This is a genomic window from Stenotrophomonas sp. YJH_SMC_127 (assembly GCF_059372445.1).
In genome coordinates this window covers 465,909-488,531 of sequence record NZ_JCAFVO010000003.1, presented here as the reverse complement: position 1 = coordinate 488,531, position 22,623 = coordinate 465,909, and the positions used below count along the sequence as shown (strand labels likewise).

Sequence of the window (22,623 nt, the reverse complement as noted above, 5' to 3'; positions counted from 1 at the left end):
AACGGCGGCAGGAGAGCCTGCCGCCGTGGTGGAGCGAAGCTACATCAGAACTTCACGTTCAGTGCCAGGGTGGCCGAGCGACCCGGGGCGATGCTCGCGTAGTGCGAGGCATAGGCCTTGGTGAAGTAGGTCTTGTCGGTCAGGTTCTGCACGTTGAGCTGCAGGCTGATGTTGTCCTGGATCGCGTAGCTGGCCATTGCGTCGAAGCGGGTGTAGCTGGCGATCCACTTGGTGTTGGCGACGTCACCGTACTGCTTGTCCGAGTAGAACGCACCGGCACCGACGGTCAGGCCGATGGGGAAGCGGTAGGTGGTCCACAGGTTGGCGCTGTGCTTGGCGGTGTTCGGGAATACGTTGCCGTTGTACGGCGAGGGCACGTAGACGTTGGACGGGCAGGTGCGGCCGACCGGTGCACCACAGACGAAGCCGTTGTCCTTCAGTTCCGAGTCCAGGTAGGTGTAGCCGCCGTACAGGCTCCAGGCGTCGGTCAGCTGGCCGGTGAAGCCCAGCTCGAAGCCGTTGATTTCCTTCTTGCCGGCATTCTGGCTGGTGCCGTTGTCGACCGTCACGCGCGCGTTGTTCATCACCGTGTGGAAGATCGCCGCGGTGAGGTTCAGGCGCTGGTCGAACAGGTCCCACTTGGTGCCCAGCTCGAGGTTCTTCGTATCCTGCGGCTTGAGGTCGGCCACGGCGGCGCTCAGGCCGTCCGAACCGTCACCACCGTCCATGCCCGGCGGAGTCGAGGAGGTGCCCCACGACAGGTAGATGCTGCCGTTGGCGGCCGGCTTGAACACCACGCCGGCCTGGTAGTTCAGGAAGTCGTTGCTGTTGCGCACGCGGGTCGGTGCCTTGCCGGCCACCGGGGTGGTCAGGGTGGTGCGGAAGTCGTCGTAGCGCAGGCCGAGGTTGATCATCCACTGCTCATTGAGCTCGATGGTGTCGAACACGTAGGCCGAGGTGGTCCTGGTGCGCTGCTCTACGTCCAGTGCCTTGTCGCTGCGGTACACCGAATGGGTGGCCGCCCACGGATCGCGCGGGTTCGGATTGGCGAAATCGGTGCAGTTGTAGCCGGTGGCCGCGCCGGTGGTCGGGCACTTGCTGTTGCCGGTGAGTGGGTTGCTGGTGCCCGGGGTCATCAGATAGCTGCCGCGGGTCATCTTCTCGTCGCTGTATTCCACGCCCGCGCTGTAGCTGTGCTTGAGCGCACCGGTCTGGAAGGCACCGGTCAGGCCCAGCTGGTCGGCGAAGCTCTTGACGTCGACGGCACGGCTGTTGGTCCGGCGCCACAGGGTGCCGTAGTTGTTCGGGTTGCCCTGGCTGTCGTCCGGCTGGGTCCACAGGTAGTCGTTGCTGGTGTTGCCCAGGCGCGCGATGTTGCGCAGCTTGTGGCCGCCGAAGTCGTAGCTGGCATCCAGGGTGCTGATGTCGGCGCGGGTACGCTGGAAGTCACGGTCGACCAGGCCGTAGTAGTTGTTGCGGTCCGGCACCATCGGGCGGCCGTCGACCCACTTCGAGGCCGGCGCACCGTTCGGGTTGCCATACGGGAAGCCACCCGCGTCCGGCAGGTCATCGCTCTGCATGTGGTAGTGGCTGGCGATCAGCTGGGCCGGGCCGTTCAGGCCGAACGCGATCGACGGCGCGATGCCCCAGCGGCTGACATTGGCGGCGTCACGGCCGGCGATGTCCGATTCGTGCTTCATCAGGTTCAGGCGCGCGGCGATGCCATCGCCCAGCACGTAGTTGGCGTCCACGGTGCCGCGCGCGTAGCTGTCGGTGCCGATGCCCATGCTGGCGCTGGTCTCGTTCTTCAGCTTCGGCGTCTTGCTCACAAGGTTCAGGCTGCCACCGCCGGAATCACGGCCGCCGTAGGCCGAGCTCGGGCCCTTGACTACTTCCACCTGCTCCAGGTCGAAGATCTCGCGGGTCTGCGAGCCGACGTCGCGCAGACCATCGACGAAGACGTTGCTCTGCGAATCGAAGCCACGGATGAAGGGACGGTCGCCGGTCGGGTTGCCGCCTTCGCCGGCACCGAAGGTGATGCCCGGCACCATGCGCAGCGCATCCTGCAGGTTGGTCGCACCGGTTTCGGCGATCAGCTTCTCCGAGACGATCGACACCGACTTCGGGGTGTCCAGCAGTTCAGCGGTGAACTTCGGCGAGGACGGATTGAACCAGCTGCCGCGCACCTGCACCTTGTCCAGCTCGGTGGCGTTGCGGGAACCGGCGTCGGCGCCGTCGGCAGCCTGCGCAGCCAGCGGAGCAAAGCCCGCGGCCAGGGTGGCGGTGGCGAGCAGGGAAACGCGCGGGGCGTGCTTGCGGGACGTGATGTGGGTCATGACTGTGGGTAGTGGCTTGGATCGGGAAAGGGCGAGCGCGAGCCGGCGCAGATGGGCATGCGGCGACAGGCGGGAAGTGGGTGCTGTAGAGCCGAGCCAGGCTCGGCTGGCGGGAAACGCAATCAGGCGCACGGCAACGGCCGCAGGGCGCCTCAGCTGGCGTGCGGTGCGGGCGGTGCGTGGCCGGGGTTCAACCGCAGCGCGGGATCATGCAACTGCCAGCGCAGGGCATCGGAGCGCCACAGCGGGATACGCGCGACCAGAGCGGCGCGTGCAGGGACCAGACCGGTGCAGGGCGAGGTGCCCTCGCCATCGAACGGAGGCTCCGGTGCTGGTGCGGCGTGCTGCGGGCATTCGTCGGCTGGCGGTTGCGGCAGCGGCATCGCCTGCAGCAGATCTTCAGCGTGTGCCTGCCAGCCGTGCGCAGCCGGATCGCCGCCACGCCCTTCGTGCAAGGCCGACCAGCCCAGCAGCAACGTCAGCAGCACGGCCACGAGCAGTGGCCACCCTTGGCGGGCGAGCTGGCACAGCGTGGCGGTGGGCGCGGGCGAAGCCATGGCGCAGGGGCGATGTCGTTACGAAGATGTTACGTAGAATAACATCAACGATAATGATTCGCATATGCGCAATCGGGTTGCCGATCTGGATGGCCTGGAAGGGCCTTGGAGGGCCCCTCAGTGCACTCCAGTAGATTCCACCTCACGGGTGGATGCTCTCCGCCAGGCGCCCTCTGGGGGGCTCTCCGGGCCGAGCGCCGCCTCAATCCCGGTCGTCGCGGGTCCAGACGGCGTCGTGTTCGCGCTTCACCGGGAACTTGGGTACCGGCGTATAGGCCGGGGCGCACAGGGCGCGGCCATCGCGCACGTCGAAGCGCGCGCCGTGCAGCACGCATTCCACGCTGCCTTCGTCGGTGTTGAACTCGCCCGAGGACAGCTCGAACTCCTCATGCGTGCACTGGTCTTCCAGCGCGTACAGCTCGCCGTCGAGGTTGAACACCACGATCGGCGTGCCGGTCACTTCGTCGAACACGCTCTTCATTTCACCGGGCAGCAGCTCGTTGCCGGCACACACGAAGGTCCAGGTATCGCTCACGCGGCGGCTCCGGCCAGTGGCTTTTCCAGGACCTCGAAGCGCAGGTCGTCGCGCTTGGGGATTCCGAAGCGTTCGTCGCCATATGGGAACGGCTTCTTGATGCCGGTACGCTGGTAGCCGCGGCGCTCGTAGAAGGCGATCAGTTCGTCGCGTACGTCAATGACGGTCATCTGCATCACCGGTACGTTCCATTCGCGCGCGGCGTGTGCTTCGGCGGCATCCATCAGCTGCTTGCCGACGCCGCCGCCCTGCTGGGCCGGATCGACCGAGAACATGCCGAAGTAGCCCTTGCCGTCGACGTCGGCAACGTGGGCGCAGGCCACAAGAACGCCTTCGCGCTCGGCCAGCAGGATGGCCGATCGCGGGCGGTCGAGGTCGGCCTGGATGCCTTCGGCGTCGATGCGGGCGCCATCCAGCAGGTCGGCTTCGGTGGTCCAGCCCACGCGGCTGGCGTCGCCACGGTAGGCCGAGGTGACGAGGGCGATCAGGGCGGGGATGTCGGCCGGCGTGGCGGCGCGGAAGGTCAGGGTGCTCATGGCCCCATTCTAGGTGGGGCGTGGGCGGGCGCAAATGGGGGAGTGGGGTCAGATCCCTTTCGCAACGCGAAAGGGATCTGACCCCGGTATCTACTGACTCAACGGCAGGCGATGGACCGACTGGCACGGGTGCGGAATCGGCAGATGCTCGGGGTCAGATCCCTTTGCGCAGCGAAGGGCCCTGACCCCCTGCTACCAGGAGCAGCCCATGCCAAGGCCACGGCGCATCGATGCGCCCGGATACCCGCAACATGTCGTCCACCGCGGCAACAATCGCCAGCCCGTGTTCTTCACGGATGACGACCGCGTGGCCTACCTGCGTCTGCTGTGTCATCACGCAGACCAGCAGCACTGCCGGGTCCACGCTTATGTGCTGATGGACAATCACGTCCATCTTCTGGCAACGCCTGATCTCTGCGGCGGGCTGTCGCGGATGATGCAGGCCGTGAACCGGACCTACGTACGTCGGGTGAATGATCGGCAGGGCCGCACCGGCACGTTATGGGAAGGGCGCTTCCACTCCACGGTGGTGGATACGGATCGCTATCTGCTGGCCTGCCAGCGCTACATCGAGCTCAACCCGGTTCGGGCGGGGAAGGTGGCGCATCCCGGTGACTATCGCTGGTCGAGCTATCGTGCCAATGCGCGTGGCAGGCCCAATGCGCTGCTCGAGCCGCATTCGGCATTTGAGCTGATGGGTTCTGATGCGGATGAACGGTGCAGGCGCTATGTGGAGTTCATCGAGGCGGGTATTCCGGCGGGGGATCTGCTGGCGATCCGGCGGGCATTGCAGTCGCAACGGCGGCTGTCGGGAATGCTGGTGGGGTCAGATCCCTTTCGCGTGGCGAAAGGGATCTGACCCCGGTGTGCTGCGGGCGGTATGCCGCGTTCATCTGGTCGCGATCCGGCGGGCATTGCGGTCGCAACGGCGGTTGTCGGGAATGCTGGTGGGGTCAGATCCCTTTCGCGTGGCGAAAGGGATCTGACCCCGGTGTGCTACGGGCAGTATGCCGCGTTCATCTGGTCGCGATCCGGCGGACATTGCAGTTGCAACGGCGGTTGTCGGGAATGCTGGTGGGGTCAGATCCCTTTCGCGTGGCGAAAGGAATCTGACCCCGGTGTGCTGCGGGCGGTATGCCGCGTTCATCTGGTCGCGATCCGGCGGGCATTGCGGTCGCAGCGGCGGCTGTCGGGAATACTGGTGGGGTCAGATCCCTTTCGCGTCGCGAAAGGGATCTGACCCCGGTGTGCCGGCTCAGCCCAGAAGCTTGCGCACCTTGGTCAGCGCGGTCATGAAGCGCTCGATCTCGGCGTGCGTGTTGTAGAACGCCAGCGAGGCACGGCAGGTGGCGGCGACGCCGAAGTACTGCAGCAGCGGGTGTGCGCAGTGCTGCCCCGAGCGCACGGCCACCCCTTCCAGGTCGAGCAGGGTGGCCAGATCGTGCGCATGCGCGCCATCGATCAGGAACGAGACCACGGCGGCCTTCTCCGGCGCTTCGCCGATGATGCGCAGGCCGTCGACGCGGCGCAGCTCCTCGGTGAAGTGCGCCAGCAGTTCGGCTTCGCGGGCTTCCACGTTCTCCTGGCCGAGCTGCTGCAGGTAGTCGGCGGCCACGCCCAGGCCGATGAAACCGGCGATGTTCGGGGTGCCGGCTTCGAACTTGTGCGGGGCATCGTTGAACACGGTGCCGTCGAAGCTGACTTCCTTGATCATCTCGCCGCCGCCGAGGAACGGCGGCATCGCGTCCAGGTGCTCGCGGCGCGCCCACAGCGCACCAGTGCCGGTCGGACCGCACATCTTGTGGCCGGTGATGGCGTAGAAGTCGCAGCCGATCGCGGCGACGTCGACCTTGCGGTGCGGCACCGCCTGCGAGCCATCGACCACGGTGATGATGCCGCGCTTGCGCGCTTCACGGCAGATCTCGCGCACCGGATTGACCGTGCCCAGCACGTTGGAGACATGGGTGACCGCCAGCAGCTTGACCTCCGGGGTCATCGCCGCGCGCAGCGCATCCAGGTCCAGCGCGCCATCGGGCGTGATCTCGGCCACGCGGATGGTGGCGCCGGTACGTTGCGCGACCAGCTGCCACGGCACGATGTTGGCATGGTGTTCCATGCGCGTGATCAGGATCACGTCGCCGGCCTTCAATCGCGGCAGCGCCCACGAGTAGGCCACCAGGTTGATGGCGAAGGTGGTGCCGCTGCACAGCACCAGGTCGCTGGCGCGCACGTTGAGGAAGCGTGCCAGCTTGTTGCGTGCGCCTTCGTAGGCGTCGGTCGCTTCGCTGCCCAGTGCATGCACCGCGCGGCTGACGTTGGCGTTGTAGCGGCGGTAGAACTCATCCACCGCGCCGATCACCTGTACCGGCTTCTGGCCGGTGTTGGCGTTGTCGAAATAGACCAGCGGCTTGCCGTGCACTTCACGCATCAGCAGCGGGAAGTCGAGGCGGACGCGATCCCAGTCCGGGGCGCCGGTGCGTTCTTCGATCGGGCGTGGCGTGGACAGGTTCATGCCACACCCGCCTCGGCCAGGGCCTTGTCCAGGCGGCGTGCCAGCTGCTCGCGCAACGCGTCCGGCAGGATCTTCAGCGGTTCATGGCAGAACGCAGCGCTCAGCAGTGCCTGCGCCTGGACCTGGGGCAGGCCACGCGAGCGCAGGTAGAACAGCGCATTGGCATCGAGCTGGCCGACGGTCGCGCCGTGCGCGGCCTTCACTTCATCGGCGTCGATCACCAGCGTCGGCTGGGTATCGATCTCGGCATCGGCCGACAGCAGCAGGTTCTTGTTGGACAGGTTCGCGTCGGTGCCGTCGGCGCCTTCGCGGATCTGGATGCCGCCATGGAACACCACGCGGCTGCGGTTGGCGGCAACGCCGCGCCACAGCAGCTCGCAGGCGGTATCGCGCGCGATGTGGTCGATGCCCAGGCGGGTCTCGACGTGGCGGCGGCCATTGCCGAGCAGCACGCCGTTGGCGGTCAGCCGGGCGTTGTCGCCTTCCAGGCGCACGTTCAGTTCGTGGCGGCTGAGCGCGGCGCCCAGTTCCAGGTCCACGCGGTGGTACTGCGCGTCGCGGGCCAGCACCGCGTCGGTGCGCAGGAAGCTGGTCTGGCGGGCGCTGCCGGCCTGCACGCGGGCGTGCTTGAGTACGCCGTCGCGGGCGACGTGGGCATGCAGCACGGTGTTGTCCAGGTGGGCGGAGTCACCCACGCTGAAGCGGTGCTCGACCACGCCGAGGCTGGCGCCGGCGCGCAGTTCGATCAGGTGGCGATGGTGCCAGGCCAGGTCGGCTTCGCCGGCGACGCTGGCGAATACCAGCTGCAGCGGCGTTTCGACCTGCACGCCTTCATCCACGCGCAGCACCACGCCTTCATCGGCCAGCGCGGCGTTGAGCCGGGCGAAGATCTCTTCGCTGCGCTCGTAGCGACGGCCAAGGAAACGCAAGGCGTCTTCGCCAGCGGCCAGCGCGGCCGACAGCGGCTGCAGCTGCACGCCGGACGGCAGGGCCTGCACATCGCTCAGCGCGGCATCCAGGCGGCCGTTGACGAACACCAGGCGCGGCGCCGGGATGTCGTCCAGCAGCGCGGCGTCCAGCGCCGGGCCCTGCAGCGGCGCTGCAGCGAACGCACGGCGTTCCAGCTGGCGCAGCGAGGTGTACTTCCAGGCTTCATTGCGGGCGGCGGGCAGGCCGTCGCGCAGGACCGCATCCAGCACTTCGCGGCGCGCATCGCTGCCACAGAAGGCCTGGGCCATGGAGTCAAGCAGGGCGCTCATCAGACCGCCGCCTCGGGCACGACCCGGTCCTTCAGGAAATCGTAGCCGTGCGCTTCCAGCTCCAGCGCCAGCTCGGGGCCGCCGCTCTTGACGATGCGACCATCGGCCAGCACGTGCACCACGTCCGGCTTGATGTAGTCCAGCAGGCGCTGGTAGTGGGTGATGACCAGGAACGAACGGTCGGCGCCGCGCAGTGCGTTGACGCCGTCGGCCACGCTCTTCAGCGCGTCGATGTCCAGGCCCGAGTCGGTCTCGTCCAGGATCGCCAGCTTCGGTTCCAGCACGGCCAGCTGGAAGATCTCGTTGCGCTTCTTCTCGCCGCCGGAGAAGCCTTCGTTGACGCCACGGTGCAGCAGTTCGTCCTTCAGGTGCAGCACGGCCAGCTTCTGCCGCACCAGCTTGAGGAACTGCATGGAATCGAGTTCTTCTTCGCCGCGCGCCTTGCGCTGGGCGTTCAGTGCCGCGCGCAGGAAGTAGGTGTTGTTCACGCCCGGGATTTCCACCGGGTACTGGAACGCCAGGAACAGGCCCGCGGCGGCACGTGCTTCCGGGTCCTGCTCCAGCAGGTCGACGCCGTCGAACTGCACGCTGCCTTCGGTCACTTCGTAGCCGTCGCGGCCGGCCAGGACGTTACCCAGGGTGGACTTGCCGGCGCCGTTCGGGCCCATGATGGCGTGCACCTGGCCGGGCTTCACATCCAGCGACAGGCCCTTGAGGATTTCCTTGTCGCCGATGCGGGCGTGGAGGTTTTCGATCTTCAGCATGGTGGGGGTTTCCGTGGGGCGGGCCAGGGCCCGCCGGTAAAGAGAATGCGTTTGCGAGGGGCAGGGGCGGGCGGTCAGCCCACCGAACCTTCCAGCGAGACTTCCAGCAGCTTCTTGGCTTCCACCGCGAACTCCATCGGCAGTTCGCGGAACACCTGCTTGCAGAAGCCGTCGACGATCATCGACACCGCGTCTTCCTGGCTGATGCCACGGGCGCGGCAGTAGAACAGCTGGTCATCGGAGATCTTGGAAGTGGTCGCCTCGTGCTCGACGGTGGCGCCCGGGTTCTTCACCTCGATGTAGGGGAAGGTGTGCGCGCCGCACTGCTTGCCGATCAGCAGCGAGTCGCACTGGGTGTAGTTGCGCGCGCCCTCGGCGTTGCGGTCCACCCGCACCAGGCCGCGGTAGGTGTTCTGGCCACGGCCGGCGCTGATGCCCTTGCTGACGATCTTGCTCTTGGTGCGCTTGCCGACATGGATCATCTTGGTGCCGGTGTCGGCCTGCTGGCGGTGATGGGTCAGCGCGACCGAGTGGAACTCACCGACCGAATCGTCGCCCAGCAGCACGCAGGACGGGTACTTCCAGGTGATCGCCGAGCCGGTCTCGACCTGGGTCCAGGTGACCTTGCTGCGCGCGCCACGGCATTCGGCACGCTTGGTCACGAAGTTGTAGATGCCACCGACGCCGTTCTCGTCGCCCGGGTACCAGTTCTGCACCGTGGAGTACTTGATCTCCGCATCTTCCAGCGCGACCAGCTCGACCACCGCGGCGTGCAGCTGGTTCTCATCGCGCATCGGCGCGGTGCAGCCTTCCAGGTAGGAGACGTAGGCCTTGTCCTCGCACACGATCAGGGTGCGCTCGAACTGGCCGGTGTGGCCGGCGTTGATGCGGAAATAGGTGCTCAGTTCCATCGGGCAGCGCACGCCCTTGGGAATGAACACGAAGCTGCCGTCGGAGAACACCGCCGAGTTGAGCGCGGCGAAGTAGTTGTCACCGACCGGCACCACGGTGCCCAGGTACTGGCGCACCAGCGCCGGGTGTTCCTTGATGGCCTCGGACATCGAGCAGAAGATCACGCCCTTCTCGGCCAGTTCCTTGCGGAAGGTGGTGCCCACGGATACCGAGTCGAACACCGCATCCACCGCCACGCCGGCCAGCTTGGCGCGCTCGTGCAGCGGCACGCCCAGCTTGTCGTAGGTGTCGAGCAGTTCCTTCGGCACATCATCCAGCGAGGCGTACTTCGGGCCCTTCGGCGCGGAGTAGTAGCTGAGCGTCTGCAGGTCGATCGGCGCGATCTCCAGCTTGGCCCAGTCCGGCATCGGCAGGGTCAGGAAGTGGCGGTAGGCATCCAGGCGCCACTGCGTCATCCACTCCGGCTCGTCCTTCTTGGCCGACAGGGCACGGATGGTGTCCTCGTCCAGGCCCGGCGGCAGGGAGTCCGACTCGATCTCGGTGATGAAGCCGGCCGAATACTTGCGGCCGAGCTGCTCGTGGATCTCGCGGTTGGGGGTGTCGTCGTGGGCGACGTTTTCGATGGTTTCGGTGGCCATGGGGGCTGCCTACGGATCAGGAGACGACGTCGACAGCGATGGTGCGGCGCTGTTCGTCATCGGCAAGGGGGAGAGGGGGCAGGATCTGCGCGAGGGTGACATCGCGCAGGGCCTCGGAGACCACGTCGTTGATCAGCCGCCAGCTGCTGCGCGCGCCGCACTTGGGCGCCATGCCGCACTGGTGGTGGTCGTGGCTGCATTCGGTCAGGGCCAGTGGCCCTTCCATCGCTTCGACCACTTCGAACAGCGAGATCTCGATGGCCGGGCGGGTCAGGCGGTAGCCGCCACGGACGCCACGCAGGCCTTCGACCAGGCCGGCCTGGGCCAGTGGCTTGAGCACCTTGCTGACGGTGGGCGGCTCCAGACCGGTGAATTCGGCCAGCTCGGTGGCACTGAGCACTTCGCCCGGACGGGCGGCGAGCACGGTCAGCACGACGGTGGCGTAATCGGTGAGCTTGGTGACGCGCAACATGGGGATGCGAGTGGTTCTTAAAGCGGACTGAAATTGTACGCTTTTATTCGCCACCATCCAACCCGGGCATTCAGCCGGCGCTGGGGCCGGGCGGGGAGGACACGCCGGGGCCGTTGCCGGGCCGCAATCCTGCGCCAACGGGGTGATTTTCGCAAATCACCCGGAATGGGCGAGAATCAAGGTTCCATCCGCTGCAAACAGCCCGTGCCGATGCCGAAGAAGATCCAAGCCCGCAAGTCCGCCATCCATGGCAACGGTGTGTTCGCCGTGGCCCCGATCAAGCAGGGCGAGCGCGTGATCCAGTACAAGGGCCTGCTGCGCAGCCACGGCGACGTTGATGCCGATGACAGCGGCGACGTCGAAAGCGGCCATACCTTCCTGTTCACCCTCAACGATGACTGGGTGATCGATGCCAACTACAAGGGCAACGAAGCGCGCTGGATCAACCATAGCTGCGACCCGAACTGCGAGGCCGTGATCGAGGAAGACGAGGACGGCGACAGCCGCGGCGACAAGGTCTTCATCGAGGCGCTGCGCGACATCACGCCCGGCGAGGAGCTGACCTACAACTACGGCATCACCCTGGCCGAGCGCCACACCGCCAAGCTGAAGAAGATCTGGGAGTGCCGTTGCGGCTCGCCCAAGTGCACCGGCACGATGCTGCAGCCCAAGCGCTGATCGGTACCGGGTAGTGCCGGCCGCTGGCCGGCAAGGCGCAATCCAGGTGCCGGCCAGCGGCCGGCACCACCCGGCGGCTCTCCACCTGCCGTGCACGACAGGGTCACCGCCGCGCAAGGGCCGTTCTTCCATTCTGTGGGCTCCCCCAACCGGAGTGCCTCCATGGCAGAGCGATTGAAGGGCAAGCAGATTGCCATCCTTGCCACCCACGGCTTCGAACAGTCTGAACTGATCGAACCCAAGCGTTTGCTGGAAGCGGAAGGGGCGCGCGTCAGCGTGGTCTCGCCCGCAAAGGAAGCGACGATCAAGGGCTGGAAGGAGAAGAACTGGGGCGACGCCGTCGCGGTGGATATCCCGTTGGATGAGGCGGATCCTGCACGCTTCGATGCGGTGGTTCTGCCCGGCGGGGTCATCAATCCGGACACACTGCGCACCGATGATGCCGTACTGGCCTTCATCCGTTCAGTGGATGAAGCCGGCAAGCCCGTCGCGGCGATCTGCCATGGCCCGTGGCTGCTGATCAACAGCGGCCTGGCCGATGGCCGCGAGCTGACCTCCTGGCCTTCCCTGCAGCAGGATCTGGCGAACGCGGGTGCGACATGGCGCGATGCCGAGGTGGTGGTCGACGGCAACGTCATCACCAGCCGCAAGCCGGATGACATTCCGGCTTTCAGCGAGGCGGTGGTAAAAGCGCTTGCCGCCTGATGCGCTACCGGTAGTGCCGGCCGCTGGCCGGCAGATGCAGTGACGTGCTGCCGGCCAGCGGCCGGCACCACCTCATTTGCCCAGCACGCCTGCCGGTACCAGGTTGCCCAGGTTCTGGTTGAAAGTGACCACCAGCTTGCCGTTCTTCACCTGTGCCGACTGCACCTGCAGGGCGCCGAGCACCCCGGCCACGGCAGGGTCCAGCTTGTAGATCGGTTCGCGCTGGGCGTAGTCGCTCAGCCACGCATTGAGCAGGCCACGGGTGCGCGAGTCGAGGCGGCCGCCCTGGTTGGCCGGGGTGAAGTCATCCACGCTCGGCTGCTGCAGGTGAAAGCCCTGGGTCTGCGCGTCGTAGCGCAGGCCGCTGCTGAGCTTCACCGTGCCCAGTCGGGCCGGGTTGCCGCCGGCGGTGGCCAGCGCGACGTCCATGCCCAGGTTCAACCGTTCGCCGGCCGGAAGGCTCAGCTGCGGGTGGCTCATGGTCAGGGCGATCAGGCCGCCGAGGGCGTCCTGGGTGCGCGGGAAGCTGCCATCGAGGTACTGCTGCACGTCGCTGGCGCCCACCGACAGTTCGCGGCCGGAAATGGAGGGAGCCGCCTGAGCACCGATCGCAGCGGCGATGAGCACGGTGGAGGCCGCGAGGCGGGTCATCAGGGAACGCAGGCGCATGTCGGTGACCGGTGGGAAGCAGATGGATGGATCAAAGAGTAGCCGCGCAGGCTGAATCGCGCGTGCATGCCGCTGCAACGGTTCAGTCCAGCGTTGGACGCAGCTGTGCCGACTGGATCTGCCAGGCGCTGCCGTCACTGCTGGGCTGCACGCGGTACCAGCCGCCGAAGCGGAACGTGCCATTGGCGGTGACCGCACGGATCTGCACAGGGACTTCAAGCAGCCGCGGTGGCTGCCGGTCATCTCGGGCGATCGGGGTATCGCTGTGCAGGCGCAGCGTGCGCAGGTCCTGCAGCTGCCGCAGCGCGGCGTCGTCTGCATGCCGCGGGTCGCCGGGTGGGATCGTCCAGGCAGCATCGCTGGCGGCGCGGTCGCGGTTGAGCAGTGCGGCGACGTAGCGGTTGAGCATCGTCGACGGCGGCTCTGCGCCGTCGTCGACGGCGGACAGCAGCGTCATATCGCTCGCCTGCAATGCTGCGGGACCGGGGCCGGTACCGGTGTCCGCTGCTGCGGCGACGGGAGCGGACGCTGCCGTGATGTGATCATTCGTCTGTGCCGCCGGGCGTGAACAACCCAGCAGCACCAGTGGTGCGATCAGGAACAGGATCCTGCGCATGCCCGCCTCCTCCCCGAGGCAACCTGGAGGGCGGCAGTGTATCGGTTGCGCCGCTATCAGCGGGAGGAGGGCAGCTGCTCCAGCGCGTCCAGCGCCGGCAGGACCTGGCCGGCGATGGCGGCCAGTGCGTGGCCGTCGGTCTCGGCGTGGCGCTGTACGATGTCGCGCAGCAGCTGGGTGGCGATCACCAGGGTCGCGCGCTCGTCGCCACTGATGCCGGCGGTACGCGGGGCCGCTTCCAGCAGGCGCATCAGGTCGCGGCCGGCGCGGTGTTCGAGTTCGATGGTGCAGCGCCCGGTGCACTGCAGCCCGTCCTTTTCGATCGGGGTTACCGAGATCCGGTAGCGGGTGGAGGGGCTGGCCATGAGGGTGTGCTCGCCGTAGCTGTGGAGGATGTGCCCACCATAGGCAAGGCCACGGCTGGCGGCGACGGCCGGCGCTGCACGCAGTGTTCCACCCGGTACGTTCCGCGCCCTTTGCGGAGCACCGGCAGCCAATGCTGGCGGGCCTGTACGGGGATTGCCGGGGCCGCGGCAACGCTGTGTTGCGGGGTGTGGTGCGGACAAAAAAAACGGGACGGCCAGAGCCGTCCCGTCGGAATCCGCGTTGGGGCGCGCGCTTACAGCGCGGCGTCCTTCAGCTTCTTCAGCGGACGCACCTTCAGCTTGGTGGTGGCCGGCTTGGCAGCGAACCACTGCTCTTCCTTGGTGAACGGGTTGATGCCCTTGCGCTTCGGCTTGGCCGGCACATTGACGGTGGTGATCTTCAGCAGGCCCGGCAGGGTGAACGAGCCAGCGCCCTTCTTGTGCACCGAGGAGGCGACGGCGCTTTCCAGCGAGGCCAGCACAGCGCGGACGTCCTTGGCGATGACGCCGGAGGCTTCAGCGATGTGTGCAACCAGGCCGGACTTGGTCAGCACTTCCTTGATCGGCTTCGGAGCGGCCGGCTTGGCGGCTGCCTTCGTCGCGACTTTCTTCACTGCCTTCTTCGGGGCAGCCTTCTTAGCGGTCTTTGCCATGGTTTCCTGTTCCGTGAACGGTTGGTTGTTTGGTCGGCGCCGAACCCCGTCGGCAAGCGCAATGTAGGGCAACTCTCGGGCGCCGCCAATAGCCCGAAGCGCGGAAAGTGCATGTTTTTTCATATCCAGGCCGATTCAGTACATGGCCGGCGGTGGGGGACGGGGGCGCTGCAGCGTGCGCGATGGCTGCTGCCTGCCCGTTGCTGGAATGTGCGAAACCACTGAAAACAAGGGAAAAGTCCACGTCGGTCTGGCGAAGAAGTGACCAGCTGTCCGATGTCCGGCGGACGTGCGGCATGCGGCGGAGCGACGCAGGGCTAACGCGTCCCGTGCGAGAGTGGCCGTTCATCACCGCCACGCAGGAGCAGCACATGGGAATCTCGCGACACGCCACCGCGCACTGGGAAGGCGATCTGAAGTCGGGCAAGGGACAGCTGAGCACGCCGCAGAGCGGGCTGCTGGACAAGACCCGCTACGGCTTCAACAGCCGCTTCGGCGACGAGAAGGGCACCAATCCGGAGGAGCTGATCGCCGCCGCGCACGCCGGCTGTTTCACCATGGCGCTGTCGGCCAAGCTTGGTGAGGCCGGCTTCACCCCGACCTCGCTGGACACCGAGGCCAAGGTCGATCTGTCCCTGGAGGGCGGGCCGCAGCTGTCGCAGATCCGGCTGAAGGTGAAGGCCGTGGTGCCGGGCATCGACGCCGCACAGTTCCGTGCCATTGCCGATGACGCCAAGCAGAACTGCCCGGTGTCCAAGGCGCTGAGCGCGGTGCCGATCAGCCTGGAAGCCGAACTGGGCTGAGCCACGGTAGTGCCGGCCGCGGGCCGGCAACCGCATGATGCCGAGGCCCATGTAACAGCCGGCCAGCATTATGGCGGCCTTCCTGGCCGCCACCCTCCGGGCCGTCGCGTCCGACGTTGGCAGCGGCTCCTGCCGCTGCCTTCGGCTCTACCACCCGCCAGCGCGATCACCAATCAAGGGTGCCGGTAATCACCGTCTGCACCTGCCCGCCCGACCAGACCTCGCCGTCTTCATCGACCCGCAGGGTCAGGCGCGCGTCATGGCCGACTTCGCGGCCCTGGCTGACTTCGAACGGTGCACGGCCTCGGGGCAGCGCATCGCGCAGGTCCAGCCACGCGGCCAGCACTGCATTGGCAGCACCGGAGGCGGCGTCCTCGAAGCGGCGTCCATTGCCGACGAAGGCACGTACTGCAAGATCGAAGCCCTTGTTGCCATCGCTGAAGGCGTAGGCAAACACGCCCATGCTGTCGGTGGATTCGGCCAGAGCCGCGACCGCGTCCCAGTCCGGGCGCAGTGCGCGCAGTGCCGCTTCATCGGCCACCTGCACCACCCACCAGCTGCGCCCGCCCTGCATGCGCGCTGGCGGCAGCGAGCCCAGCGGCCAATTCTTCAGCGCCGCCTGCAGGCGCGGGTCGGTGGCCTCGGCGATCTCCGCCAGCTGCGCGCGCGGGGTGCGAATGGCAATGCGCTGCTGCGCGCCCTCGCCGTTCACGCGCAGCGGCAGCGCACCGGCAATGCCATCCTGCACGAGCACGCCGTCGACTGGCGCGGCCAGGCCCGCCTGCAGCACCGCATGCGCGGTGCCGACGCTGGGATGGCCGGCGAACGGGACCTCCTTCTGCGGGCTGAACATGCGCAGCCGGTAGCTGGCGCCTGCGACCTGCGGCGGGAACACGAAGGTGGTCTCGGGCAGGCGCGTCCAGCGCGCAATGGCCTGCATGCTGGCATCGTCCAGGCCTTCGGCATCAAGCACCACGGCCAGCGGATTGCCGGCACCGGCGCGCGGGGAGAACACATCCAGCTGCAGGAAACGGCGGGTGGACATCGGGCGGGACTCCAGTAGACAGGCGGCATAGCGTAGCGCGGGGCACAAAAAAGGGGACGGAGGGAATTAAGTCGCTTGTGCCCCAAGTGCCATAAGCGACTTAATTCCCTCCGTCCCCTTTTTTCGTGCGCTACCAGCGAAGGTGGCCGTCGATGACCGGCTGCACCTGGCCGCCGATCCAGACCGTGCCCTGCGCGTCGACCTGCACCTGCACGTGGCCATCGCGGCCGACTTCGCGGCCCTGGCTGGCCACGTAGTGGCCCTCGCGGCCGGGCAGGGCGTTGCGCTGCCGCAGCCAGGCAGCGATCAGGGCATTGGCGCTGCCGGTGACCGGATCTTCCGGCACGCTGGCCGCATCGGCGGGGCAGAATGCGCGCACCACACGGGTGTGGTCGGTACCGGCTTCGTCGGCGAATACGGCCACGCCGGTGGCCTCGGTGGCAAGGCTCCAGTCACGCAGGGCGGCCATGTCCGGCGCCAGGCCGCGCACAGCGGCGGCATCGCGCAGCGGCAGCAGCCACCAGCGCGCGCCGTTGTCCCAGAGTTCGGGCACGTGCCCGTTGGCGGCGAGGGCCAGCAGTGTTTCGGGTGCCGCATCTGCGCCAGTCGCCAGCTGCCGCGCCGGTGGGCTGGCCAGCTGGATCTGGAGTGCCTCGGCCGGGCCGCTCACCCGCACGGGCAGCACCCCCGCCGCGCACTGCTGCAGCAGGGCGCCGTCGCGAGGCTGGGCCAGGCCGCAGCTCACCGCCGCCCAGGCCGCGCCGACGCTCGGGTGGCCGGCGAAGGCCAGCTCACGGGTCGGGGTGAAGATGCGGATGTGGTAGTCGGCGCCGGGCGCGCTGGGGCGCAGGAAGAACACCGTCTCGGACAGGTTCAGCCAGGCGGCCAGGGCCTGCATCTGCTCGCCGGAGAGCGCATCGGCGTCCAGGAGGGCACCCAGTGGATTCCCGGTTCCGGGGCGGGAGGCGAAGACATCGAGCTGCAGGTAACGGAGGAGGGCCATCTACGGGGATATTGCGCTTAGAATCAAAGGTTCCGCCCCCAAGGGCGGCTTCCCCACATTCTACATAGCCAATCCATGTCAGCTTCCCCCCTTGTCGATCGTTGGATCGTACTGAAGTTCGGCGGCACTTCGGTGTCGCGTCGTCACCGCTGGGACACGATCGGGAAGCTGGCGAAAAAACGCGCGGAAGAGACCGGCTCGCGCGTGCTGGTGGTGGTGTCGGCGCTGTCCGGGGTCACCAACGAACTGACCGCGATCGCCGATGGCGCGCCGGACAGCCGTGATCGCGTGGCCGCGCTGGTCGAACGCCATGAAGGCTTCCTGGCCGAACTGGGCCTGGGCCGCGAAGTACTGGCCGAGCGCCTGGCGGCACTGCAGGGCCTGCTCGACGACCCGCGTGCGGCCACCCGTCCGCTGCAGTGGCAGGCCGAAGTGCTGGGCCAGGGCGAACTGTTGTCGTCCACGCTGGGCGCGGCCTACCTGCACGCCTCGGGCCTGGACATGGGCTGGATGGATGCCCGCCAGTGGCTGGACGCGATGCCGCCGCAGCCGAACCAGAGCGACTGGTCACAGCGCCTGTCGGTGAACTGCCAGTGGCGTGCCGACGCGGAGTGGATGCAGCGCTTCCGCGCGCAGCCGACCCGCCTGCTGATCACCCAGGGTTTCATCTCGCGTCATGCTGATGGCGGTACCGCCATCCTCGGCCGTGGTGGCTCGGATACCTCGGCGGCGTACTTCGGCGCGCTGCTCGGCGCCAGCCGCGTGGAAATCTGGACCGATGTGCCGGGCATGTTCAGTGCCAACCCGAAGGATGTGCCGGACGCGCGCCTGCTGACCCGCCTGGACTACTACGAGGCGCAGGAAATCGCCACCACCGGTGCCAAGGTGCTGCATCCGCGCTCGATCAAGCCGTGCCGCGATGCAGGCGTGCCGATGGCCATCCTCGATACCGAGCGTCCGGAACTGCCGGGCACCAGCATTGACGGCAGTGCTGCACCGGTACCAGGCGTCAAGGCGATCAGCCGCCGCAACGGCATCGTGCTGGTGTCGATGGAAGGCATCGGCATGTGGCAGCAGGTCGGCTTCCTGGCCGATGTGTTCAACCTGTTCAAGAAGCATGGCCTGTCGGTGGACCTGATCGGTTCGGCCGAGACCAACGTCACCGTGTCGCTGGACCCGTCCGAGAACCTGGTCAACACCGATGTGCTGGCCGCGCTGTCGGCCGACCTGTCGCAGATCTGCAAGGTGAAGGTGATCGTGCCGTGCGCGGCGATCACCCTGGTCGGCCGTGGCATGCGTTCGCTGCTGCACAAGCTGTCGGACGTGTGGGCCACCTTCGGCCGCGAGCGCGTGCACATGATTTCGCAGTCGTCCAACGACCTGAACCTGACCTTCGTCATCGACGAGGCCGATGCCGATGGCCTGCTGCCGATCCTGCATGCCGAGCTGATCGACAGCGGTGCGATGCCGGTGGAAGAAACCGAAGTGTTCGGCCCGCGCTGGCGCGAGATTGCCGGCACCGTGCGCCCGCGCGGCACGCCGTGGTGGCGCGGCCAGCGTGCGCACCTGCTGCAACTGGCCGATGCCGGTACGCCGCGCTATGTCTACCACCTGCCGACGGTGCGCGCCCGCGCCCGCGCGCTGGCCGCGATCAAGCCGATCGACCAGCGTTACTACGCGATCAAGGCCAACAGCCACCCGGCCATCCTGCAGCTGCTGGAAGCCGAAGGCTTCGGGCTGGAGTGCGTCTCGTACGGCGAGCTGAAGCATGTGTTCCAGCACCTGCCGGAGCTGTCGCCGCGGCGCGTGCTGTTCACTCCCAGCTTCTGCCCGCGCAGCGAGTACGAGGCGGCGTTCGCCCTTGGCGTGACCGTCACCGTCGACAACGTCGAAGCGCTGCAGCGCTGGCCGGACCTGTTCCGCAGCCGCGAGCTGTGGCTGCGCGTCGACCTGGGGCGTGGCGAAGGCCACCATGCCAAGGTCCGCACCGGCGGCAAGGAGTCCAAGTTCGGCCTGCCGATCGCCCGCGTGGACGAGTTCGTGCGCGCGGCCACCGAGCTGGGCAGCCGCGTGGTCGGCCTGCATGCGCACCTGGGCAGTGGCGTGGAAACCGCGCAGCACTGGCGCCTGATGTGCGATGAGCTGGCCGGCTTCGCCCGCCGCATCGGCAGCGTGCACACCATCGACATCGGTGGCGGCCTGCCGATTCCGTACAGCGACGAAGACGAGCCGTTCGACCTGGACGCCTGGGCCGAGGGCCTGGCCGAGGTCAAGGCGCTGCACCCGGCGTTCCGCCTGGCGATCGAGCCGGGCCGCTACCTGGTGGCCGAATCGGGTGTGCTGCTGACCCATGCCACCCAGGTGGTGGAAAAGGACGGCGTGCGCCGCGTGGGCCTGGATGCCGGCATGAACACGCTGATGCGCCCGGCCCTGTACGACGCCTGGCACGACATCGAGAACCTCAGCCGCCAGGGCGGTTATGCCGAAGCGGCGTTCGATGTGGTCGGGCCGATCTGCGAATCCAGCGATGTGTTCGGCAAGCGCCGCAAGCTGCCGGTGTCAACTGCGCCGGACGACGTGATGCTGATCGCCGACGCCGGCGCGTACGGCTATGTGATGGCCAACACCTACAACCAGCGGATGCTGCCGCGCGAAGACGTGATCGAATGACCACCGCGCGCGCCCTGCAATCGCCCACCGACACGCCCCGCGCCATCGCGCGGGCCCGTGCCTGACCGGATACACCATGACTGCTTTCGACAAACACCAGGTTTCCCGCTTCCGCTTCGTCCGCTGCGAATTCGCCGCGGATACCGGCGTGGCCAAGCTGGTCTACGCCTTTGATGACGGCCCGGAGATGGTGGAAACCATCACCGTGCCGGGCGCCCCGTTCGTGCTGGACGAAGCGCGTAGCGCCGCCGTGCAGCGCGCGCTGCAGCTGCTGCACCTGATCGCCGGTGTCAGCTACTACAAGGCCGGCGTACCGGATACGGTCAGCATCGACAGCTACAGCATCGATGCCGATACCGCCGCGCTGGTGGAGACCATTTACCTCAACGGCCTGGGCGAATTCGCCTACCGCAACGGCCTGAACCTGCGCGGCCGCTTCCGGTTGCCGGTGCAGGGCGAGGCCGTGCAGGCGCCGGCGCTGGGCCTGCAGCCGCATGCGCTGGTGGCCATCGGCGGCGGCAAGGATTCGCTGGTCAGCATCGAAGCGCTGCGCCGTGCCGGCGTGGACGAGACCGTGACCTGGATCGGTGGCTCGCAGCTGATCCGTGCGTGCGCCGAGCGCACTGGCCTGCCGACCTTGAACCTGGGCCGCACGCTGGCACCGGAACTGTTCGAGTTGAACCGCCAGGGCGCCTGGAACGGCCATATCCCGGTGACGGTGGTGAACTCGGCGATCATGGTGCTGGCCGCGTTGCTGCACGGCGTGGACCAGGTCGTGTTCTCCAACGAGCGCTCGGCCAGCTACGGCAGCCAGATTCCAGGCACCGGCGAAGTGAACCACCAGTGGTCCAAGGGGTGGGCCTGCGAGCAGGCCTTCGGTAGCCATGTGCAGAAGTACGTGGCGGCGGACCTGCAGTACTACTCGCTGCTGCGCCCGATGTCCGAGCTGGCGGTGGCCCGCCAGTTCGCCAAGAGTGACTTCTACGACGCGCATTTCTCCAGTTGCAACCGCAACTTCCACATCCTCGGCGAGCGCCCGGTGAACCGCTGGTGCGGCGTCTGCCCGAAATGCCATTTCGTGTTCCTGGCGCTGGCCCCATTCATGCCCAAGACGCGCCTGGTGCGCATCTTCGGCCGCAACCTGCTGGACGATGCCGAGCAGGCCGCTGGCTTCGATGCGCTGCTTGAATTCCAGGACCACAAGCCGTTCGAGTGCGTGGGCGAAGGCCGCGAATCGCGTGCGGCGATGGCGACCCTGGCACAGCGCCCGGAGTGGAAGGAAGACGTGCTGGTGAAGCGCTTCTGCAACGAGATCCAGCCGCAGCTGGATGCCGCCGAACTGGAACTGGCACCGCTGCTGCAGCTGCAGGGTGAGCACCGTGTTCCAGCTGCGCTGTGGGAACGGGTGCGTGAAGATTTCGAAGCTTGAAGGAAAGCGCGTCGCGCTGTGGGGCTGGGGCCGTGAGGGCCGCGCCGCGTTTGCGGTGCTGCGCGCGCGCCTGCCCACGCTGGCATTGAGCCTGTTCTGCCCGGCGTCCGAGGTCGAGGCGGCGCGTGCGGAAACGAAGGGCGCGCTGGACGTGCGTGGCGAGCCTTCCGCTGAAGCGCTGGCCGCGTTCGACGTGGTGATCAAATCGCCCGGCATCAGCCCCTACCAGCCGATCGCGCTGGCGGCTGCAGGGCAGGGCACCAGCTTCATTGGTGGCACCGCGCTGTGGTTCGCCGAACACGCGGCCGACGATGGCATCGTGCACGACACCGTGTGCGTGACCGGTACCAAGGGCAAGAGCACCACCACCGCCTTGGTCGCGCATCTATTGCGCGCGGCCGGCCACCGCACCGGCCTGGTCGGCAACATCGGCCTGCCGCTGCTGGAAGTGCTGGATCCCCAGCCCGCGCCCGAGTACTGGGCGGTGGAACTGTCGAGCTACCAGACCGGTGAGGTGGCACGCAGTGGCGCCCGCCCGCAGGTGGCGGTGGTGCTTAACCTGTTCCCGGAACACCTGGACTGGCACGGCAGCGAACAGCGTTACATCGAAGACAAGCTGCGGCTGGTGACTGAAGCCGCACCGCGCATCGCCGTGCTTAATGCCGCCGATCCGCGTCTTGCCGCGCTGTCGTTGCCTGACAGCGAAGTGGTCTGGTTCAACCAGCCGCAGGGCTGGCACATGCGCGGCGACATCGTGCATCGCGGTGAGCAGGCCGTGTTTGATACCCGCAACACGCCGCTACCGGGCCGCCACAACCGTGGCAACCTGTGCGCGGTGCTGGCCGCGCTGGAAGCGCTGGGGCTGGATGGCGCGGCGCTTGCGCCGGCGGTGCAGGACTTCCGTCCGCTGCCCAACCGCCTGCAGCGCATCGGCGTGGCCGATGGCCTGACCTACGTCAACGATTCGATCAGCACCACGCCGCATGCCAGCCTGGCTGCGCTGGAGTGCTTCGCCGGCCAGCGCATCGCGCTGCTGGTGGGCGGGCACGACCGTGGCCTGGACTGGACCGATTTCATGCAGCACATGGCGCACGATGTGCCGCCGGTGGAGATCGTGACCATGGGCAGCAACGGCCCGCGCATCCACGCGATGCTGCAGCCGCTGGCCGACGCCGGTCGCTTCGGCCTGCATGCGGCGGGCGATCTCGCCGAGGCGATGGCCTTGGCGCGCGCCGCGCTGGGCGAACAGGGCGGGGTGGTGCTGCTGTCGCCGGGTGCACCGAGCTTTGGTGCATACCGCGACTACGTGGCGCGCGGACGTCATTTCGCCGAGCTGGCCGGCTTCGATCCGGACAGCATCAGCGCGATTTCCGGGCTGGGTATCGGGTGAGGGGTCGGATCCCTTTCCGCAGGAAAGGGCTCTGACCCCGGCGGGATCCTGTGCAGCTATCCACGCATGGCGTGGA

At 67.5% G+C, this 22,623-nt stretch carries 22 protein-coding genes; 7 read left to right on the top strand and 15 right to left on the bottom strand.

What is annotated here, in order from left to right:
• Positions 1–44: 44 nt before the first annotated feature.
• The 4 genes from AC5QAB_RS10565 to AC5QAB_RS10550 all read right to left on the bottom strand — a co-directional run bounded on the left by AC5QAB_RS10565 (position 45) and on the right by AC5QAB_RS10550 (position 3,964).
• Positions 45–2,336: a TonB-dependent receptor gene (locus tag AC5QAB_RS10565; protein ID WP_495233374.1), complete on the bottom strand. Its 2,292-nt coding sequence runs from the start codon at positions 2,334–2,336 to the stop codon at positions 45–47.
• Positions 2,337–2,488: 152 nt separating this feature from the next.
• The gene (locus tag AC5QAB_RS10560; RefSeq protein ID WP_005408427.1) at positions 2,489–2,893 is read right to left on the bottom strand and encodes a hypothetical protein; all 405 of its coding nucleotides are present in this window, start codon (positions 2,891–2,893) and stop codon (positions 2,489–2,491) included.
• A 202-nt stretch (positions 2,894–3,095) separates the two neighbouring features.
• Entirely contained in the window at positions 3,096–3,428 is a 333-nt protein-coding gene (locus tag AC5QAB_RS10555) for a non-heme iron oxygenase ferredoxin subunit (RefSeq protein WP_014646265.1), read from the bottom strand.
• Positions 3,425–3,964 (bottom strand): GNAT family N-acetyltransferase, encoded by a 540-nt coding sequence (locus AC5QAB_RS10550; protein ID WP_495233373.1) that lies wholly within the window; start codon positions 3,962–3,964, stop codon positions 3,425–3,427. Before AC5QAB_RS10550 ends, AC5QAB_RS10555 begins: the two co-directional genes overlap by 4 nt.
• Before the next feature lie 208 nt (positions 3,965–4,172).
• Here AC5QAB_RS10550 and AC5QAB_RS10545 point away from each other — a divergent pair, with 208 nt between their 5' ends.
• Complete coding sequence (locus tag AC5QAB_RS10545; protein WP_164109867.1) at positions 4,173–4,823, top strand: transposase; 651 nt, start codon at positions 4,173–4,175, stop codon at positions 4,821–4,823.
• 396 nt (positions 4,824–5,219) lie between these two features.
• On the opposite strand, the gene AC5QAB_RS10540 is transcribed toward AC5QAB_RS10545, so the two are convergent.
• The 5 genes from AC5QAB_RS10540 to AC5QAB_RS10520 form a co-directional block, all read right to left on the bottom strand.
• Positions 5,220–6,476, bottom strand: a complete 1,257-nt coding sequence (locus tag AC5QAB_RS10540; protein WP_032957821.1) for a cysteine desulfurase — start codon at positions 6,474–6,476, stop codon at positions 5,220–5,222.
• A complete protein-coding gene (gene sufD / locus AC5QAB_RS10535) occupies positions 6,473–7,735 on the bottom strand; it encodes a Fe-S cluster assembly protein SufD (protein WP_401732452.1) in 1,263 nt (420 codons plus the stop codon). Before sufD ends, AC5QAB_RS10540 begins: the two co-directional genes overlap by 4 nt.
• Positions 7,735–8,499: a Fe-S cluster assembly ATPase SufC gene (gene sufC, locus AC5QAB_RS10530; protein ID WP_032957818.1), complete on the bottom strand. Its 765-nt coding sequence runs from the start codon at positions 8,497–8,499 to the stop codon at positions 7,735–7,737. The genes sufD and sufC overlap by 1 nt, the downstream gene beginning before the upstream one ends.
• 74 nt (positions 8,500–8,573) lie before the next feature.
• Positions 8,574–10,049, bottom strand: coding sequence for a Fe-S cluster assembly protein SufB (sufB, locus tag AC5QAB_RS10525; protein WP_495233372.1), 1,476 nt, complete (start codon positions 10,047–10,049; stop codon positions 8,574–8,576).
• Between the two features lie 16 nt (positions 10,050–10,065).
• On the bottom strand, positions 10,066–10,521 hold the full coding sequence (locus AC5QAB_RS10520) for an SUF system Fe-S cluster assembly regulator (protein WP_005408436.1): 456 nt from the start codon (positions 10,519–10,521) through the stop codon (positions 10,066–10,068).
• Between the two features lie 210 nt (positions 10,522–10,731).
• Here AC5QAB_RS10520 and AC5QAB_RS10515 point away from each other — a divergent pair, with 210 nt between their 5' ends.
• A complete protein-coding gene (locus AC5QAB_RS10515) occupies positions 10,732–11,199 on the top strand; it encodes an SET domain-containing protein (protein WP_057494206.1) in 468 nt (155 codons plus the stop codon).
• Between the two features lie 162 nt (positions 11,200–11,361).
• Positions 11,362–11,904, top strand: a complete 543-nt coding sequence (locus tag AC5QAB_RS10510) for a type 1 glutamine amidotransferase domain-containing protein (RefSeq protein ID WP_032957815.1) — start codon at positions 11,362–11,364, stop codon at positions 11,902–11,904.
• A gap of 72 nt (positions 11,905–11,976) precedes the next feature.
• Here AC5QAB_RS10510 and AC5QAB_RS10505 read toward each other — a convergent pair whose 3' ends face one another.
• The 4 genes from AC5QAB_RS10505 to AC5QAB_RS10490 all read right to left on the bottom strand — a co-directional run bounded on the left by AC5QAB_RS10505 (position 11,977) and on the right by AC5QAB_RS10490 (position 14,207).
• Entirely contained in the window at positions 11,977–12,573 is a 597-nt protein-coding gene (locus AC5QAB_RS10505) for a YceB family lipoprotein (RefSeq protein WP_014036282.1), read from the bottom strand.
• A gap of 82 nt (positions 12,574–12,655) precedes the next feature.
• Positions 12,656–13,189 carry a hypothetical protein gene (locus tag AC5QAB_RS10500; RefSeq protein ID WP_032957813.1) on the bottom strand — a complete coding sequence of 178 codons (534 nt, stop codon included), beginning with the start codon at positions 13,187–13,189 and terminating at the stop codon, positions 12,656–12,658.
• A gap of 56 nt (positions 13,190–13,245) precedes the next feature.
• Positions 13,246–13,554 carry a DUF3861 family protein gene (locus AC5QAB_RS10495; protein ID WP_014646275.1) on the bottom strand — a complete coding sequence of 103 codons (309 nt, stop codon included), beginning with the start codon at positions 13,552–13,554 and terminating at the stop codon, positions 13,246–13,248.
• Positions 13,555–13,808: 254 nt separating this feature from the next.
• Complete coding sequence (locus AC5QAB_RS10490; protein WP_010483539.1) at positions 13,809–14,207, bottom strand: HU family DNA-binding protein; 399 nt, start codon at positions 14,205–14,207, stop codon at positions 13,809–13,811.
• 371 nt (positions 14,208–14,578) lie between these two features.
• On the opposite strand from AC5QAB_RS10490, the gene AC5QAB_RS10485 reads away from it, so the two are divergent.
• Positions 14,579–15,010, top strand: coding sequence for an OsmC family protein (locus AC5QAB_RS10485; RefSeq protein WP_014646276.1), 432 nt, complete (start codon positions 14,579–14,581; stop codon positions 15,008–15,010).
• Positions 15,011–15,176: 166 nt separating this feature from the next.
• Here AC5QAB_RS10485 and AC5QAB_RS10480 read toward each other — a convergent pair whose 3' ends face one another.
• Together AC5QAB_RS10480 and AC5QAB_RS10475 are read right to left on the bottom strand one after the other, a co-directional pair.
• Entirely contained in the window at positions 15,177–16,055 is an 879-nt protein-coding gene (locus AC5QAB_RS10480; protein WP_495233371.1) for a PhzF family phenazine biosynthesis protein, read from the bottom strand.
• 130 nt (positions 16,056–16,185) lie between these two features.
• Positions 16,186–17,058: a PhzF family phenazine biosynthesis protein gene (locus AC5QAB_RS10475; protein ID WP_014646278.1), complete on the bottom strand. Its 873-nt coding sequence runs from the start codon at positions 17,056–17,058 to the stop codon at positions 16,186–16,188.
• 75 nt (positions 17,059–17,133) lie between these two features.
• Between AC5QAB_RS10475 and AC5QAB_RS10470 the strand changes: the two genes are divergently transcribed.
• The 3 genes from AC5QAB_RS10470 (at position 17,134) to murD (ending at position 22,547) form a co-directional block, all read left to right on the top strand.
• Positions 17,134–19,728 (top strand): bifunctional aspartate kinase/diaminopimelate decarboxylase, encoded by a 2,595-nt coding sequence (locus AC5QAB_RS10470; RefSeq protein ID WP_014646279.1) that lies wholly within the window; start codon positions 17,134–17,136, stop codon positions 19,726–19,728.
• Positions 19,729–19,804: 76 nt separating this feature from the next.
• Complete coding sequence (gene murL, locus AC5QAB_RS10465; protein WP_164165316.1) at positions 19,805–21,157, top strand: UDP-N-acetyl-alpha-D-muramoyl-L-alanyl-L-glutamate epimerase; 1,353 nt, start codon at positions 19,805–19,807, stop codon at positions 21,155–21,157.
• Positions 21,138–22,547, top strand: coding sequence for a UDP-N-acetylmuramoyl-L-alanine--D-glutamate ligase (murD, locus tag AC5QAB_RS10460; RefSeq protein ID WP_164165318.1), 1,410 nt, complete (start codon positions 21,138–21,140; stop codon positions 22,545–22,547). The genes murL and murD overlap by 20 nt, the downstream gene beginning before the upstream one ends.
• Positions 22,548–22,623 lie beyond the last annotated feature (76 nt).